Below are 14,248 nucleotides of genomic sequence, written 5' to 3'. Positions count from 1 at the left end.
GGAGGAATGATTATGTCTTACTGGAGATCTTTTGCCCCTTATGTAACCGTTGCTGAAAAACGGGCAAGGGCGGAAAAAAATCTAAAGGCACTTCGCAAGAAAAATCCGAACATCAAGCCGGTTATCATTGAAGGCAGAGCCCTGGCCGGAACGTGGTGGGGAAAGTCCTGGAACAGTAATCTGGAATGCTATGCCGATTATAGCAACCGGATTGAACGTGGCAGGAGCTATGTCCGCAATGGCGCAGTGCTGGACCTGCAGATAAAACCCGGACTCGTCGAATCCCTGGTGCAGGGGACGGATTTCAGCCCCTATGAAATCCGGATTGAGATAAAGACCCTGAAGAAGAAAATCTGGGGAAATATCAAGAAGGCCTGTCAGGGGGAATTTGATTCCCTGCAGGAGCTTATGAATGGCAAGTTTCCTGAATCGTTATCAAATATATTTACCGATACAAAAACAGGCCTCTTCCCTGCACCTAAAGAAATTTCCTTTGACTGCAGTTGCCCTGACTGGGCCGATATGTGCAAGCATGTTGCAGCCACGTTATATGGAATCGGGGCCAGACTGGATTTGGAACCTGAACTGTTTTCACCTTAAGGGGTGTAGAGGTGAATGATTTAGTCTCCGGAGCAGTTAAAGACAAGACGAGTGAAATGCTCAAAAAGGCCAGGAAGAAAAGCCCGAAGGTTATGGCTGATTCTGATCTGTCGGAGATATTTGGTATTGATCTCGATGTTGAAGAGACCCCGGCACCAAAGAAGGCACGGGCAAAAACAAAATCAAAAACAAAAGGAAAACCGGCAAAAACCGCAACAAAAAAGACGAAGCCTGCTGTAGGGAAGACCAAAAAGGCTAACCCTAAAAAGAAATAAAAAAGGGGTCAGGTCTCAACATTCAACATTCGATATCTAATATCTAACTACAGTCAAGGTTCGATCATCATTTGAGAGTAGTTGATACCCACAGGAAACTGGAAAGAAAATGTCAGAAGTGGCAATGATAATGAGAAATGTTGAATGTTGAGACCTGACCCCTAAAAGTTCTTGACCCCTAAAAGTTCTGTTGCCATTGTCGGCGCCTTGTGGTATCTTGTTTATATCTCTTGAAGATAAAGTTGTCTTTTTGCGGAAGTAAGGGGAACCCATGGTGAGAATACTTGCGATTAACGGTTCGTATCGAAACAATGGCATTACCGATCAAACTGTCGGGGCCATGGTTCAGGCCGTAGAGACAGCCGGTGCAGAGGTCGAGCTTATCTTTCTGCGTGAATACCCTATTGAGTTTTGTCTTAACTGCCGGGTGTGTACCCAAAAACCCGGTGATACGCCGGGTGAGTGTATACAGCATGATGGAATGCAGGATTTGATTGATAAAATTGAGAGGGCAGATGCTTATATTCTTGCCTCACCCACCAACTTCGGCACAGTCACCGCCATCTTTAAACGCTTTATGGAGAGGTTGGTTGTTTATGCCTATTGGCCATGGGAGATGAATAGCCCCAGGCTTCGAAAGGCAAAGGTGCCAAAGAAGAGAGCGGTACTTCTTTCTTCATGTGCAGCCCCCGGGATTGTTGGGCGCTGGTTTCATGAGACTCATAAACAACTCAAAATGACTGCTCAAACTACAGGAGCGAGTCCGGTTGGCACACTATTTACGGGTTTAATCAGCAAGGAACCCCATCCAAAGTTACCTGAACGTGTGTATGCGAAAATTAATTCCCTGGCTGAAAAGCTGGTTTGAATATGATAAAATATCCGGGTAGATGTTACCCTGAAAAATTAAGAAAGGTTTTCTATGCCACTCACAGAATTTGAAATAAAAAAGATAGAAAAGGTTGTTTCTGAATATTGTGAACAAAAGATTCCGCCAGGATATTTTGGGGATAATACAATATGGATACTGATGACTTAAGTGAAGAAGCATTCAGGATAATCAAAAGAGCAATTCAAATCAGTCCTTTTTTAGAAACAGAACTTGGCGCATTATCAGGAAAATATAAAAACGAAGAAGACTATCTGAAAGGCATGAAGGATTTTATCCAGGATATCATTGACGACCCTGTTTCATTTCAGGATAGTTGGATGCTCGAAGCCCCACTTGAACATGACAAACTCATTTGGCTTAGAGGGTATATTGAGAAGGTAATGGAAATCCCAATTAAAGATAGAACTATTAGGAATTGTTGAAGAAAGGATGGGTACAATTAAGAAGTGTGGAAAAAGAGATTAAAATAACAATGGCATTAAGACGGACTGGCATTCCGCAGGCCTGCCAGTCACTTGTCCCAGTGTTAGCGTATAAAAGAAAACCATGCCATTTTCAAAAGACGTAAGAGAAAAAGCTGTAGTCTTAGCTGATAGACATTACTCTGTTTGCCATAGATACAAAGGGGTAAAAGTTGAAGTCAGACTCCATTAAGTGGCTTCTCCTGTCTGTATTCCTGAGAAGCGCTATTAATCCGGGCATCTCGGTTTCGGCAATGGATATCTCTTTTCTTCCCCATTCGGCAAGAGTAATATCCGCTACCTTGAAATACTCAACAACAGTCTTGTCCTCAATCGTTAGCTTTAAACCCTCCTGAATTATTAAAGAATATCGTAACTGCCTTTCACCGGTGGCTTGAGCTCATAAAGAGCCCGCTCCTGTATTCCCGGCGTTCTATCTTATCAGGGTTTCAGCCAACAATTGCAAGCAAAGGAGTAAATGTTTGATGTCGGGAAAGTTTTCCTTTGAGGATGTTGCTTCACGATTCAAGGGCTGAACTTTCTTCAATTCCCGAAGGAGAAATAGTCTTTAAATTCTCATTTGTTTGGGAGTAGATTTAGGATTGGCTGGTACTCACTTAAGCTTTATTAAAGAAGTAAAAGAACGATTCGAATAAAATGAAGTAAAATGCTTCAATACAAAATGTATGCTAACCAGCTAAACAGGTGGATTTCTTCTTTCAGAAATAAATAAACCATCCAAAAAAGAAAACGTCTTCCTTTTTCATCAAGACAGGTTCATAGTAGCATCATGTCGGAATCCCTTACATCAGAAATACTTTTTACAGTTTACAATGTGATTCCTGTTTGTCGAAAGGTTTTAATTAGATATTCTTTAAAATTAAAGCTTTATCCATTAGGCTGCTTTAGTTCTTATTTATGTTTGCTATTGCTTAGCAGGAATATTGTCGGGTTTTTTTGCACTAAAAGCAAACAATCCTAATATCGGCAAAGAACCGTAATGCGGTTATTTCCTTTTGAATTCAATCTGTTACAAGGATGCCGCTAAGGCTGGCATATCTCCTGCAAGAGCTTAAAGTCGAAGAAAAAATAAATAAGGAGGTAAGGAATCACCTTGTAAGAACAAGAATCAAAAAAAGGAGGTACAAGCAATGAATAAGGATAAGTTGCTGTTTATCGTTGTGCTGACTATGGTATGGATGCTAACGGTTGCCTTTGTTGGGGTATCCCACGCAGCTATCATAACATTTGATGACCTTATCACTGGAGCGACCAGTTACTCTTTCGATGGTGACGGTGATAGCTTAGACGATGTTATCTTTACTACTACCGATCCCTATGGTTTTAATACTGTAGGTCCGGGGACAAATATGACCTATATTGATGAACCTGGTCTTGAAGGTACTAGCTTGCTTTCAACTGATCTCCGAGTCGATTTTATAGTCGGAGCTGAAGATTCTTTGAGCTTTGGGTTTGCCTTAGATTCATATAACGAAGATGACACAGCTTCTTTCTATATCTATGATTCCACTGACACATTGCTTGCTTCGACTACTGTAACAGGGTTATATACAGCTACTTCTTATGGCACTAGCACATACCCGGAAGGCTATATCAGTTTAAGCTTTTTAGGTACGGCGTCTTATGCTACATTTAATTTCACATCTGATTACGGTCGTTACATCATAGATAATTTCGAAGGAACTTACGGGACAACCGAAAGAGTACCTGAGCCAGGCACTTTGCTTCTTATCGGTTCTGGTCTGGTTGGACTTGCATTTGCAAGAAAAAAGATGAAATAAGAGTCAATCATGTAAAGCCTCAAAATGCCCATCCCGATGTGTGCGGATGGGCATTTTTTTGTTTTTACGAGTGATAGATTACAACTTCACGTAGTTGCACACTTGAAAACTATATCAGAAATCACATCTGTCCAAAATGAAGATTGAAAGGAGGGAGCAAAGGGTTTTACGTGTTGGCAGCAGTTTGTAGGAATGCTGTTCTGTCAAATAGGGCAGGCACATTCATTGAGGGAGATATGTGGAGGATTGGCAAGCTGTTTTGGGAAATTGAAACATCTGGGGCTAAATAGAGCACCAAAGCGTTCAACGCTATCATATGCCAATGAGCACAGGCCGGGGCAGTTATATGAGAAGATATTTTATCAGATGTTAGAGAAATGCGAAAAGGTAGCAGCTGGAAAGAAGGAGTTTCGATTTAAGAACAAGCAGTTCAGCCTTGATGCAACAGTAATAGAGTTATGTGCCGGTTTATTTGATTGGGCAAAGTTCAGACAAACGAAGGGGTGCCGTAAAACTGCATTTACTGTTAGACCATGAAGGATATCTGCCGGTATTTGCACATATAACGGAAGGGAAAGTACATGAGGTGAATATAGCAAGGGGATTGTCATTTCCAGGGGGTTCTATAGTGGTAATGGACAGGGGATATATAGACCAACCTATGCACTATTCAGAAAGTGGACAGAAGAGGGAGTATATTTTGTAACAAGGCTGAAGAAAAACGCAGATTATAGAGTTGTCGAGGACAGAGTTTTGCCGAAAAAGCGGAGGATATTAAAGGACGAGGTGGTAGAGTTTTCAGGGCATACTGCCAGGAAGAACTATCCATATCAGTTAAGGCGGATAGAGGTCTGGGATGAGGAAAACAAACAAGTGATTGTATTGCTGACAAATCATCACGAGTTTGGTTCAACGACAATAGCCTCCATATATAAGGACAGGTGGCAGATAGAGATATTTTTTAAGACGATAAAGCAGAATTTAAAGATAAAGACCTTTGTAGGAACATCGGCAAATGCCTTAATGATACAGATTTGGACAGCATAATGGGAGAGACAATGAACAAAAGGGGTAACCTGATTTTGAAAATAGGAATTTGCCTGTCCGAAAGCCTTATTTTATAAGGGTGGGATTCTCGGTTTTAGAATATCTTGGACAGCAGTGACCCCTGATAAATGATATGTTTGTTTACTTATTTAATGCTGAGGAGGAATATAGATTTATGAACCACAGGTTTAATGAACATGATCTGGACAGTGCAGTTCAATCAATAGTGAGCAGAAAGGAAGATATTAATGCTCGAGGTATGGAATATATATTTATAGCCATACCTGCGAAACAAACTATTTATGGTAGCAATATTGACGAATTCACAAAAAATTATATTAATCTACTGACCGATCGTTTGCAAAATGAGGGAGTAAAAACAATAAATCTTGTAGGCATTTTCAGAGCTAATAAATCATCAGGTATTTATAATAACTATGACACACACTGGAACTCAAAGGGAGTGGGCATTGCCGTGTCAGTTATCAGCGAATATTTAATCCGCACTTATAGTGGCATAACAAAGCGCAGCAAACTGTGTGAAAACTGTCACTTCGAGCCATAGGCGAGAAATCTTCGTTAATTCCTTTTTACCGGACGCTACTGTATGATGAAGACAAGAGAAATCCTGGCCAAAAACATCCTCTCGAAATCAAAGGTCTTTGATTATACTCTGAACCCCTACACTGGTTGCCAGTATGGCTGTACCTACTGCTATGCAAGGTTCATGAAGAGGTTTTCAGGCCACAGTGAAGGATGGGGGGAGTTTGTGGATGTGAAGATCAATGCGCCTGAGCTGCTGAGGAAAGAGATAAAGAGGAAGAAGGCTGCAAGGGTGTGGATAAGCGGTGTATGTGATCCTTATCAACCCTTGGAAGGCAGGTATAAATTGACACGAAGATGTCTTGAGATCCTGATAGAAAATGACTGGCCTGTGACAATTCAGACCAAGTCTTCCCTGGTTCTGCGGGACCTGGATTTGCTGAAGAGGTCACAAAAGCTTGAGGTTGGCTTTACCGTGACAACAGTGGATGAGAAGGTAAGAACGATTTTCGAGCCAAAGGCGCCGCCGGTTGAAGAGAGGATCAAGGCTCTTGCCGTATTACACTCGGAAGAGGTAAAGACATTTGCCATGATAGCGCCAATCCTTCCCAAGGCTGATGGGCTGGTTGAAAGATTAAAAGGAAAAGTCGATTATGTACTCATTGACAGGATGAATTATCACTATGCTGATTGGGTTTACAGAAAGCACGGGATGGAGTGGGCAATGAAGGAAGAGTTCTTTATCCGGAAGGGGAAGGATTTAAGGCGTTCCTTTGAAAGGGAAGGTATCACCTGCGAGGTTTTGTTTTAAGATATACTACCCGGATACAGTGATAAGAGGTTTTAAGGAGTGACATGATTAACCCTTCACTCATTCTCGTCCCGACTTCCAGTCGGGACTCCGAGGTAAGTATCACAAAGGCTTCACCATCTATGTGAAGCCTTTGTGATACTTAAAACCGTTCAGGGTTAATCATGTCACTCCTTTGCAGGGGTGAACCCTTATTATTCACCCTTCCTTCTATTCCTTGTCAGAGCCCTTCTTGTCCTCTTCAAACATACCGCTCAATATTTTATTCGCGCAGAAACTGCCGCACATAGTGCAGGTATTGGAATCACCGTTTCCACGCTTTGCCTTTATCTCCTGAGCCCTTTCAGGGTCAATTGCGAGTGAAAACTGCTTCTGCCAGTCCATGTCCCTCCTCGCCCTCGACATCTCTTTATCCCTGTCCTTCTGCTTATACTTGACCATGTCACCTATGTGGGCAGCTATCCTTGCCGCCATCACGCCCTCCCTCACATCTTCAGGATAGGGAAGACCGAGGTGCTCCGAGGGGGTGACATAACAGATGAAGTCTGTTCCATAGGCAGAGGAGAGGGCCGCGCCTATGGCAGAGGTAATATGGTCGTATCCCGGGGCCACGTCTGTTGTTATCGGCCCGAGCATGTAAAAAGGGGCCTCTCCGGACATCCTCTTCTGCAGGATGATGTTTGCCTCTATCTCGTCTATCGGGATATGCCCCGGTCCTTCAACCATTGTCTGGCATCCCATCTCCCTGCCGGTCTCGGCAAGTTCGCAGTTTATAAGCAGTTCCTGAATCTGTACCCTGTCTGTAGAGTCATGGATGGCGCCTGCCCTGAAACCGTTCCCGAGGCTCAGTACCACATCGTGTTTTTTCATTATCTCCACCACCCGGTCAAAGTGTTCGTAAAGGGGGTTTTCCATGTTGTTATGTTCCATCCATGCAACCATGTATGAACCGCCCTTTGAGACGAGTCCGCCGTACCGGTAATGCTGTTTGCGCAGCATCTCGACAGTCCTTCTGTTAATGCCGCAGTGTATTGCCATAAAGGCAACCCCTTCCTCGCACTGCTTTTCCATAATCTCAAAGAGCAGCTCTGCCGGCATCTCTACGGCAGCCCCGTATTTTTCAATTGCCATGGAAAAGGCCTCGTAAAGCGGCACTGTCCCGATCGGCAGGGTTACTGCATCCATCACAGCGCCTCTTATCCCTGCTATATCACCGCCTACGCTCAGGTCCATGAGTGTGTCAGCACCATATTTTTCAGCAACCCTTGCCTTTTCAACCTCCATATTGATATCTGCAATGTCTGTTGATGTCCCGATGGATGCATTCACCTTGGTCCTCAGCCCCTTGCCGATACCCACAACCCGGGTGGAACGGTTTTTATTGGCAGGGATTACTATCCGGCCACCTGAGACCCTCCTTTTTATAACTTCTGCATCTATGCCTTCCTCAGATGCGACTTTTTTAATCTCTTCTGTAATTTCTCCTCTTCCTGCAACTTCAATCTGAGTCATTCACCTGCCTCCTGTTTATTTAGATTTATCTTAATAGCTCAGCGTTCCGTTTCACTCCTTGCAAATCCCTGTCTTGAGTCTATTGAGAAGACCTTGTAAAGCTCAAAATCTTTTCTTTTGCCTCTCGATTACCTTTTTAAAGATGCAAAGCGCATGGAGCAAAGCGTTAAAGACAAAGAGAGAGAAGTCCCGTGTTCTACACGCTTTGCACTATGCGCTTTGCGCCCTCAACTCCTGAACTCCCTAACTCTCTCTTCACAACTCATACTTATCCCCATACCCTCTCGGGGTCACAATACGGCCATCCCGGATAAAGGTCCTGTTGTTTCCAATAATAACCGTGCTCTGCATGTCAACCTCCTCAAATGGCACACTGCCGAGGGTGGTGATAATTATCTTCTCCTCTTCCCTCATGGCAGCCTTTACAATCCCTACAGGTGTATCACTATTTCTGTGCCTGGCAATAATTCCGATTGCCCTCTCAAGGTGGTCCTTTCTGCCCCTGCTCTTTGGGTTATAGATCACAATGACAAAGTCCGCCCCTGCTGCGGCATGGAGTCTGCTCTCGATCTTATCCCAGGGAGTAAGCCTGTCCGACAGGCTTATTGAGGCAAAATCATGCATCAGCGGGGCTCCGAGTCTTGAGGCACATGACGACAGCGCAGGTATTCCGGGGATGACTTCAACATCAAATTCCGCAGTACCGGTTTCCGGGGCCAACTCCTGATCTGAACTGCCGCCTTCAACCTGCAGCCCTTTTTCAATCAACTCAAACACCAGCCCGGCCATGGCGTAAATCCCGGGGTCACCACTGCATATCACGGCAACTGTCCTGCCTTGAGAGGCGGCCTCTATGGCCTTCCTGCACCTCTGAACCTCCCGGGTCATGCCCGCAGTAATAATCTCCTTATCTTTGATCAACCCCCTTATCAGGTCGATATAGGTTGTATATCCCACGATCACTTCAGAGTCCCTGATCGCCCTGAGTGCGGCGGGAGTGATGTGATCCGGGTCTCCGGGGCCTATCCCCACAACAGAAAGCCTGCCTTTATTTCCTGTATTCATGACTGAAGTCCTTATTATACAACCTTGATTCCCTGCCTGTGGTATTCCTGGATGCCCTGAGGGCATCTCCGACAAAGATCAGGGCCGTTTTTTTAATGCCCGCATCATTAACTATCTTAACAATCTCACCGAGAGTGCCATGAAAAACCCTCTCTTCAGGCCAGGACGCCTTTTCAACTACTGCAACCGGCGTATCCCCGGAATAGCCGTGCAGCAGCTCCTCCCTTACCCGCTCTATCATGGAGACACTCAAAAATATCACCATTGTTGTCCTGTGTGCAGCAAGGTCCCTCAGCCTCTCTGTCTCAGGCACGGGGGTCCTCCCCTCAAGCCGCGTAAAGATAACGGTCTGGCTCACCTCGGGTATTGTCAGCTCCTGTCCAAGAACAGCAGCCCCTGCGCTGGCGGAAGATACGCCGGGGACAACCTCATACTCTATGTCCAGCGCCCGCAGCCTCTCTATCTGCTCTGATATGGCACTGTAGAAAGCGGGATCACCCGTGTGCAGCCTGACTACTGATCTGCCTTCCTTGACAGCCCGGTTTATACGGTCTATTATCTCATCAAGGGACATGCCTGAGGAATCATGTACCTCGGCACTTAAACCCCTGACGATCTCGTGATTCACAAGGCTTCCGGCGAATATGACCAGTTGAGCCTCCTCCAGAAGCCTCCTGCCCTTTAGTGTCATGAGTTCAGGGTCACCGGGACCTGCACCTACAAAATATACCTTGGACATTATCTCATCTCCGTCATTTTGCTGTTTTCAACCACCACAACCCATATTCCGCACTCCCTTGCCGCCTCGATCTTCTCATAAAAACCACCCGCACGGCCGGTTCTCTTGGTCACCAGACAGTCTATACCGTACTGCCTTATAAGTGCAATATTTAATTCAGCGGAAAAGGGGCCCTGTATGGCAATGATATGCTGCCTCCTCACCCCGGCGTCAAGACAGGCCCTGACAGAATCCTCATACGGCAATACCCGGACAAAGAGATCCCTGCCCTTCAGTATATTAGTAAAACAGAGGTCTTTACTTCCTGTGGTAAAAAGCGGCCTTTTGATCCCGAGCGCCAAAACCTCTTTTGCTCCGTCTTCAACAGAAGCAACTGTCTTTATCTTTTCATAATCAATCGTTACCGTCTGTTCCAAATCCCTTATTCCCGATATGTATTTTATCCCCTCTGCCTCACACACCCTCTTTGCCAATCCGGTAATGAGCCCTGCATAGGGATGAGTACAGTCAATCACCGTCACTATCCCCTTTTCCCCTATGAATTTACGGAGGGTCTCCTCACTGAACCTCTCCCTTATCACCCTGCTGCCGAACTTCTCTGCAAAGAGGTCACGGCCGTATTCCGTGGCAGTGGTTATAAAGAACTCCTTACCCTCTTTCGCCAGATCCCTGGCCACCTCAGTTGCCTCAGTGGTACCGCCAAGGAGCAGAATCCTGCCTTCCAGCTCACCTGCCTTTTTAACTTCCATATTGATTAAATCCCTGAAAAGCCGCTCCCTTGCTATCGCAACGGTTACTCCTCCAAAACTTGTCTTCCCCAAAACAGAAACCGTGTTCCTGCCCGATACCATGGCACATGGCTCTGAAACACCGTAGACCCCAATACTTTCATGCACAAAATCCGACCTCTCAGCCTGCGGGTCTTTTTCGTAATACTCCTTAATCATCCACTCGGGTATAAACCTGAGATAGAGCCCGAGTTTCCCGGCAGCCTCAAGTAGCCCCGCCTCGTCACTCTTGACCCATGCCGAGGCAAGACACCTTATTTCATCCACTGAGATGCCGGCCATTTTGCAGGCCTCTTTAATGGCTTTTATTATCTCTTCTGCCCGGACACCCCTCCTGCAACCAACCCCGCAGGTATATAGCCTGTTTGCCTCTGTTGCCGTGGTGACAACCGGCTCTGCCCCTGTAACTGAACTCACACTGCAGGCAAGCCCGTTTGCACCACCCTCATGACCTGAGAGAATGCTTATCACAAATCTGCCGACCTCGTCATGGCACACTACGGCCGGGTCTGTATATTTGCTCTTTATCATTGGGGCTATAACCCTGCTTACTATGCCGAGAGACATGACAAAGATCAACCCCTCGTATTCATGAAATATCCTGCTTACATGAGCTGACAGGCTCTCAAAGGTGACGGCCTTGTCTCCAACCTCATCAAACGCCTTCCCGTTCAGACATTCCTGCCACAGGTGCAGGTCCGCCCCTGTAGCTGTGGCAATTTTAAGGGCCGTCTCAGCACCTTTTTCAGTTATTGCTATTGCGGCTGTCTTCATGATTTAAATATCCTGGTTGAAACCACAGAGACACGGAGACACAGAATATTTAATGGATTTTAATACCCTGTAAAATGATAAATGGCAAGTGAAAAATTTTTATTCTTCTCCGTGTCTCAGTGTCTCAGTGGTTTTAATCAGCATTAATGGTTTTAATCAACAGAACAATCTCCCTTCTCCCTGTCCCAATGCCCTCTATATCCTCAAGGTTTCGGACCTCCAACACCTGTTCGTCCTCCATCGTCAGATCCCGGCATACATAGATGTTCCGTGCTTCATCAAAGAGACCCAGCCCTGTCAGGGCAGAGAGCACCGCCTTTGCATTATGCCCCCTGTCACACAGAACCGCCACCCTGTCGCAGCTTAAAATATCCTCAAGCCCTTCAAGCGGTCTTCCATGAAATGAAAAGACCCGCACATTGAGCCAGGGCTCTTTGACCCTTGCAAAGGCCACCTGAATACTTGATACCCCGGGGATTATCTTCTCAACTGCCTCTTTGCCGAATCTGTCGATTATCTTCTGCGCAAGGCTGTAAATCCCTGCATCCCCGGTAACGAGCACCCCGACACGCCGGCCCCTGTGCCGCTCTATCAGTCTCATTATCCCCTCTATGGAGCTTTCCCTGTAAACGATCTGCCCGGGGGTATGCCCTGCTGTAGCGAGCTGCTGCTCTGTGCCTATGATTACATCGCATTGCCCTGCCTTCTGCAATGCAATGGCTGTAATGTATCCCCTGCCTCCCGGCCCTGCGCTTATTACCGTTATCCTGTGCATTTCCCCCTACCTGTCAGCTCTTTCTTCATATCAAAGAGACATACCTCGACCGTCCTGAACCCAAACCTCTCCCTTACCGCCTCTGCAATACCTGCGGCAAGGTCGAAAAAGGTCTGCCCTGAACCCGAAACCTTTTTAACTGATTGAATAATCTCCTCAACAGTATTAAACTCACTGTTTAGACCCAGGAATTCAGCTACAAACCCGGTGGCCTGCGGAGAGTTTCCTGAATGGGTGTCAAGATAGCCCATCATTATCTTGGCAAGCTTTCCAGGATGACCGCCAATGACAATATCATCTATACCCTTTTCCCCGGCATACTCAAGTGCAAACCCCACAAAATTACTCATCTGGACAACCCTTATATCACCAAAAAGACTTTTTAAGGCATTTTCTCCGATCTTGCCGGGTGCAAGAAAAAGGGCGGAAGGAGCGCTTCTGATCTCCTCCCGCGCCACGTCTATCTCACACCTTATGGTTGCCTTCAGTGCCTCAAGACTCATGGGCTCGACTATGCCTGTTGTGCCGATTATAGATATTCCACCCACAATGCCCAGCCTCTGATTAAAGGTCTTCCCTGCAACCTCCCTGCCCCCGGGCACTGATATCTCAACCGCTATCCCGCCCTTTGGCAACACGTCTCTCACCGCCCGGGTTATCATAACTCTCGGCACAGGGTTAATTGCCGCCTCACCCACCGGGATCTGCAAGCCTGGTTTTGTTACCACACCAACACCCTCACCACCTTTTATCACTATATCCCCTGTATGTTCAAGGCTTTTTACCTCTGCACGTATCTCCATCCCGTTTGTAACATCAGGGTCGTCCCCTGCATCCTTGATAACCGATGCCCGGGCTATGAGTTCAGAGTTCAGAGTCAAGAGTTCAGAGTCAAGAGTTCAGAGTTAAGAATTTTAAGGCAGACCTTTTTACCGTCAGGGAGTTGAATCTCTACAAATCCCGTAAGTCTCCGGCTCCTGCCTTCCAAGCCCTGACCTCCGGCCAGCAGTATTGCTGCTGCCTTTGCTGCTGCGGTGGCAGCAGCACCAGTTGTAAACCCCTTTCTCATATCATCTTCTTAACTTGGGCAATAAAATACTGTAACACTTACATAACCCCGGATATAGCGATAAAAAGCCTCAATCATTGGAAAGAAGCGCTATGATTGACTCTGAACGGTTTTAATTATCACTTTTGTCTCACCCGGATGGTGAGTCGTGATAATTTCCTCGGAGATGGACACGATGTCCATCGAGAATGAGTGAAGAGTCTATCATAGCGCTTCCAACAACCGTTCACATCTCTACTCCAAAACCCTTCCTATCCCGCTGACTGCCCCCTCCTTATCACTGCAACCGACAGATACGCAGCCTCAGGCGGAGGTGAACAGTTGAGCATATCATAAAAAACCTCCTCGTCAAGACCTATCCTGCGGGCAAGATAAGCCCTCTCCGGCACCGCTGTCCTGACAGCCTCAACAAGCACAGGCAGTTTCCTGTTTACCTTCATAAAGACCGTGGTCGGATGCCTCCTGATAAGCCTCACTGCCTCTTCAACCTCCCCCGGCATCTCATAGACACCAAAGTGTTCTCCCTTGACGCACAGGGGAAGGCCGAGCATTGTTGAGGCAGCGTTTATGGAGCTTATGCCAGGGACATGCTTTACCTCCACTCCCACTGCCTTCAGTTTTTCGGTAATATAATTTGATGTGCTGAATATGGTCGGATCCCCCATTGTCACATATGATACCCTCTTACCCTCCACTGTCAGTTGCTTTATCTTCCGGGCCAGTTCAGTGTATCTTCTCTCCAGGTCCTCCCTGTCATTGTTCATCGGGAAGTAATACATCAGAATCCTTGAGGGGTCTATGTAATGGAGAACAATATCTCTTGCCACGCTCCTTCCGGTCTCGTCGGACTGGGGCACTACTACGATATCCGACTCCTCAAGCATTCTTCTTGCCCTGACCGTCAGGAGTTCGGGGTTTCCCGGGCCAAGCCCGATCGAATAAACGGTATTACTCATTTATCTTCTCCACGAAAAATTTTGTTAAGGTCTATTACGGCCTCAAATGCATGGATGCCGGGCCTTGCAAACTCAAGCTCCGGAACCTCGACTACCTTACTGTGAAGAGACCTGAAAAAGGGCCTTTTCAGGGGGGGCT

The 14,248-nt window shown here is 46.3% G+C and carries 17 protein-coding genes and 2 pseudogenes; 10 read left to right on the top strand and 9 right to left on the bottom strand.

The features are described from left to right. Positions 1-12: 12 nt before the first annotated feature. The 4 genes from VST71_05255 to VST71_05240 all read left to right on the top strand — a co-directional run bounded on the left by VST71_05255 (position 13) and on the right by VST71_05240 (position 2,189). Positions 13-600, top strand: coding sequence for a hypothetical protein (locus VST71_05255; protein ID MEC4685122.1), 588 nt, complete (start codon positions 13-15; stop codon positions 598-600). Positions 601-611: 11 nt separating this feature from the next. Continuing rightward, the gene (locus VST71_05250; protein MEC4685121.1) at positions 612-875 is read left to right on the top strand and encodes a hypothetical protein; all 264 of its coding nucleotides are present in this window, start codon (positions 612-614) and stop codon (positions 873-875) included. Between the two features lie 271 nt (positions 876-1,146). After that, positions 1,147-1,743, top strand: coding sequence for a flavodoxin family protein (locus tag VST71_05245; GenBank protein MEC4685120.1), 597 nt, complete (start codon positions 1,147-1,149; stop codon positions 1,741-1,743). 152 nt (positions 1,744-1,895) lie between these two features. Then, on the top strand, positions 1,896-2,189 hold the full coding sequence (locus tag VST71_05240; protein MEC4685119.1) for a hypothetical protein: 294 nt from the start codon (positions 1,896-1,898) through the stop codon (positions 2,187-2,189). A 224-nt stretch (positions 2,190-2,413) separates the two neighbouring features. Here the strand turns inward: VST71_05240 and VST71_05235 are convergent. Continuing rightward, positions 2,414-2,589 (bottom strand): annotated as a pseudogene (locus VST71_05235) (adenosylhomocysteinase). A gap of 790 nt (positions 2,590-3,379) precedes the next feature. Here VST71_05235 and VST71_05230 point away from each other — a divergent pair. The 6 genes and pseudogenes from VST71_05230 (at position 3,380) to VST71_05205 (ending at position 6,431) form a co-directional block, all read left to right on the top strand. After that, positions 3,380-4,030 carry a PEP-CTERM sorting domain-containing protein gene (locus VST71_05230; protein ID MEC4685118.1) on the top strand — a complete coding sequence of 217 codons (651 nt, stop codon included), beginning with the start codon at positions 3,380-3,382 and terminating at the stop codon, positions 4,028-4,030. A gap of 165 nt (positions 4,031-4,195) precedes the next feature. Further along, a pseudogene (locus VST71_05225) lies at positions 4,196-4,567 on the top strand (DUF4372 domain-containing protein). Beyond that, positions 4,491-4,736: a transposase gene (locus tag VST71_05220; GenBank protein MEC4685117.1), complete on the top strand. Its 246-nt coding sequence runs from the start codon at positions 4,491-4,493 to the stop codon at positions 4,734-4,736. The pseudogene VST71_05225 and the gene VST71_05220 overlap by 77 nt, the downstream one beginning before the upstream one ends. Beyond that, positions 4,634-5,077: an IS4 family transposase gene (locus VST71_05215; protein ID MEC4685116.1), complete on the top strand. Its 444-nt coding sequence runs from the start codon at positions 4,634-4,636 to the stop codon at positions 5,075-5,077. The genes VST71_05220 and VST71_05215 overlap by 103 nt, the downstream gene beginning before the upstream one ends. A 133-nt stretch (positions 5,078-5,210) precedes the next feature. Further along, positions 5,211-5,642 carry a hypothetical protein gene (locus VST71_05210; GenBank protein MEC4685115.1) on the top strand — a complete coding sequence of 144 codons (432 nt, stop codon included), beginning with the start codon at positions 5,211-5,213 and terminating at the stop codon, positions 5,640-5,642. A gap of 42 nt (positions 5,643-5,684) precedes the next feature. Further along, positions 5,685-6,431, top strand: a complete 747-nt coding sequence (locus VST71_05205; GenBank protein MEC4685114.1) for a radical SAM protein — start codon at positions 5,685-5,687, stop codon at positions 6,429-6,431. 210 nt (positions 6,432-6,641) lie between these two features. Here the strand turns inward: VST71_05205 and thiC are convergent, their stop codons facing one another. The 8 genes from thiC to cobI form a co-directional block, all read right to left on the bottom strand. Then, entirely contained in the window at positions 6,642-7,943 is a 1,302-nt protein-coding gene (gene thiC / locus VST71_05200; GenBank protein MEC4685113.1) for a phosphomethylpyrimidine synthase ThiC, read from the bottom strand. A 255-nt stretch (positions 7,944-8,198) separates the two neighbouring features. Beyond that, complete coding sequence (cobJ, locus tag VST71_05195; GenBank protein MEC4685112.1) at positions 8,199-9,008, bottom strand: precorrin-3B C(17)-methyltransferase; 810 nt, start codon at positions 9,006-9,008, stop codon at positions 8,199-8,201. After that, positions 8,992-9,747 carry a precorrin-4 C(11)-methyltransferase gene (cobM, locus tag VST71_05190; protein ID MEC4685111.1) on the bottom strand — a complete coding sequence of 252 codons (756 nt, stop codon included), beginning with the start codon at positions 9,745-9,747 and terminating at the stop codon, positions 8,992-8,994. The genes cobJ and cobM overlap by 17 nt, the downstream gene beginning before the upstream one ends. Next, positions 9,747-11,309, bottom strand: a complete 1,563-nt coding sequence (gene cobK, locus VST71_05185) for a precorrin-6A reductase (protein ID MEC4685110.1) — start codon at positions 11,307-11,309, stop codon at positions 9,747-9,749. The genes cobM and cobK overlap by 1 nt, the downstream gene beginning before the upstream one ends. A gap of 133 nt (positions 11,310-11,442) precedes the next feature. Next, positions 11,443-12,084: a precorrin-6y C5,15-methyltransferase (decarboxylating) subunit CbiE gene (gene cbiE, locus VST71_05180; protein ID MEC4685109.1), complete on the bottom strand. Its 642-nt coding sequence runs from the start codon at positions 12,082-12,084 to the stop codon at positions 11,443-11,445. Beyond that, entirely contained in the window at positions 12,072-12,965 is an 894-nt protein-coding gene (cbiD, locus tag VST71_05175; protein MEC4685108.1) for a cobalt-precorrin-5B (C(1))-methyltransferase CbiD, read from the bottom strand. Before cbiD ends, cbiE begins: the two co-directional genes overlap by 13 nt. Continuing rightward, on the bottom strand, positions 12,962-13,153 hold the full coding sequence (locus VST71_05170; GenBank protein ID MEC4685107.1) for a cobalt-precorrin-5B (C(1))-methyltransferase: 192 nt from the start codon (positions 13,151-13,153) through the stop codon (positions 12,962-12,964). Before VST71_05170 ends, cbiD begins: the two co-directional genes overlap by 4 nt. 251 nt (positions 13,154-13,404) lie before the next feature. Beyond that, on the bottom strand, positions 13,405-14,109 hold the full coding sequence (cobI, locus tag VST71_05165; GenBank protein MEC4685106.1) for a precorrin-2 C(20)-methyltransferase: 705 nt from the start codon (positions 14,107-14,109) through the stop codon (positions 13,405-13,407). Positions 14,110-14,248: the final 139 nt, after the last annotated feature.

The organism is Nitrospirota bacterium (genome assembly GCA_035873375.1).
Classification (GTDB): Bacteria; Nitrospirota; Thermodesulfovibrionia; order Thermodesulfovibrionales; family JdFR-85; genus BMS3Bbin07.
Note: the sequence above shows the minus strand (reverse complement) of the source record. Positions and strands in the feature narration are given on the sequence as shown.

What these genes read in the sequence shown, in the direction of transcription:
- cobM (MEC4685111.1), bottom strand. Translation starts at nt 9,747, where the DNA reads ATGTCCAAGGTATATTTTGTAGGTGCAGGTCCCGGTGACCCTGAACTC.
- VST71_05230 (MEC4685118.1), top strand. Translation starts at nt 3,380, where the DNA reads ATGAATAAGGATAAGTTGCTGTTTATCGTTGTGCTGACTATGGTATGG.
- thiC (MEC4685113.1), bottom strand. Translation starts at nt 7,943, where the DNA reads ATGACTCAGATTGAAGTTGCAGGAAGAGGAGAAATTACAGAAGAGATT.
- cobI (MEC4685106.1), bottom strand. Translation starts at nt 14,109, where the DNA reads ATGAGTAATACCGTTTATTCGATCGGGCTTGGCCCGGGAAACCCCGAA.
- VST71_05205 (MEC4685114.1), top strand. Translation starts at nt 5,685, where the DNA reads ATGATGAAGACAAGAGAAATCCTGGCCAAAAACATCCTCTCGAAATCA.
- VST71_05210 (MEC4685115.1), top strand. Translation starts at nt 5,211, where the DNA reads ATGTTTGTTTACTTATTTAATGCTGAGGAGGAATATAGATTTATGAAC.
- cbiE (MEC4685109.1), bottom strand. Translation starts at nt 12,084, where the DNA reads ATGCACAGGATAACGGTAATAAGCGCAGGGCCGGGAGGCAGGGGATAC.
- VST71_05240 (MEC4685119.1), top strand. Translation starts at nt 1,896, where the DNA reads ATGGATACTGATGACTTAAGTGAAGAAGCATTCAGGATAATCAAAAGA.
- cobJ (MEC4685112.1), bottom strand. Translation starts at nt 9,008, where the DNA reads ATGAATACAGGAAATAAAGGCAGGCTTTCTGTTGTGGGGATAGGCCCC.
- VST71_05255 (MEC4685122.1), top strand. Translation starts at nt 13, where the DNA reads ATGTCTTACTGGAGATCTTTTGCCCCTTATGTAACCGTTGCTGAAAAA.
- VST71_05245 (MEC4685120.1), top strand. Translation starts at nt 1,147, where the DNA reads ATGGTGAGAATACTTGCGATTAACGGTTCGTATCGAAACAATGGCATT.
- VST71_05170 (MEC4685107.1), bottom strand. Translation starts at nt 13,153, where the DNA reads ATGAGAAAGGGGTTTACAACTGGTGCTGCTGCCACCGCAGCAGCAAAG.
- cobK (MEC4685110.1), bottom strand. Translation starts at nt 11,309, where the DNA reads ATGAAGACAGCCGCAATAGCAATAACTGAAAAAGGTGCTGAGACGGCC.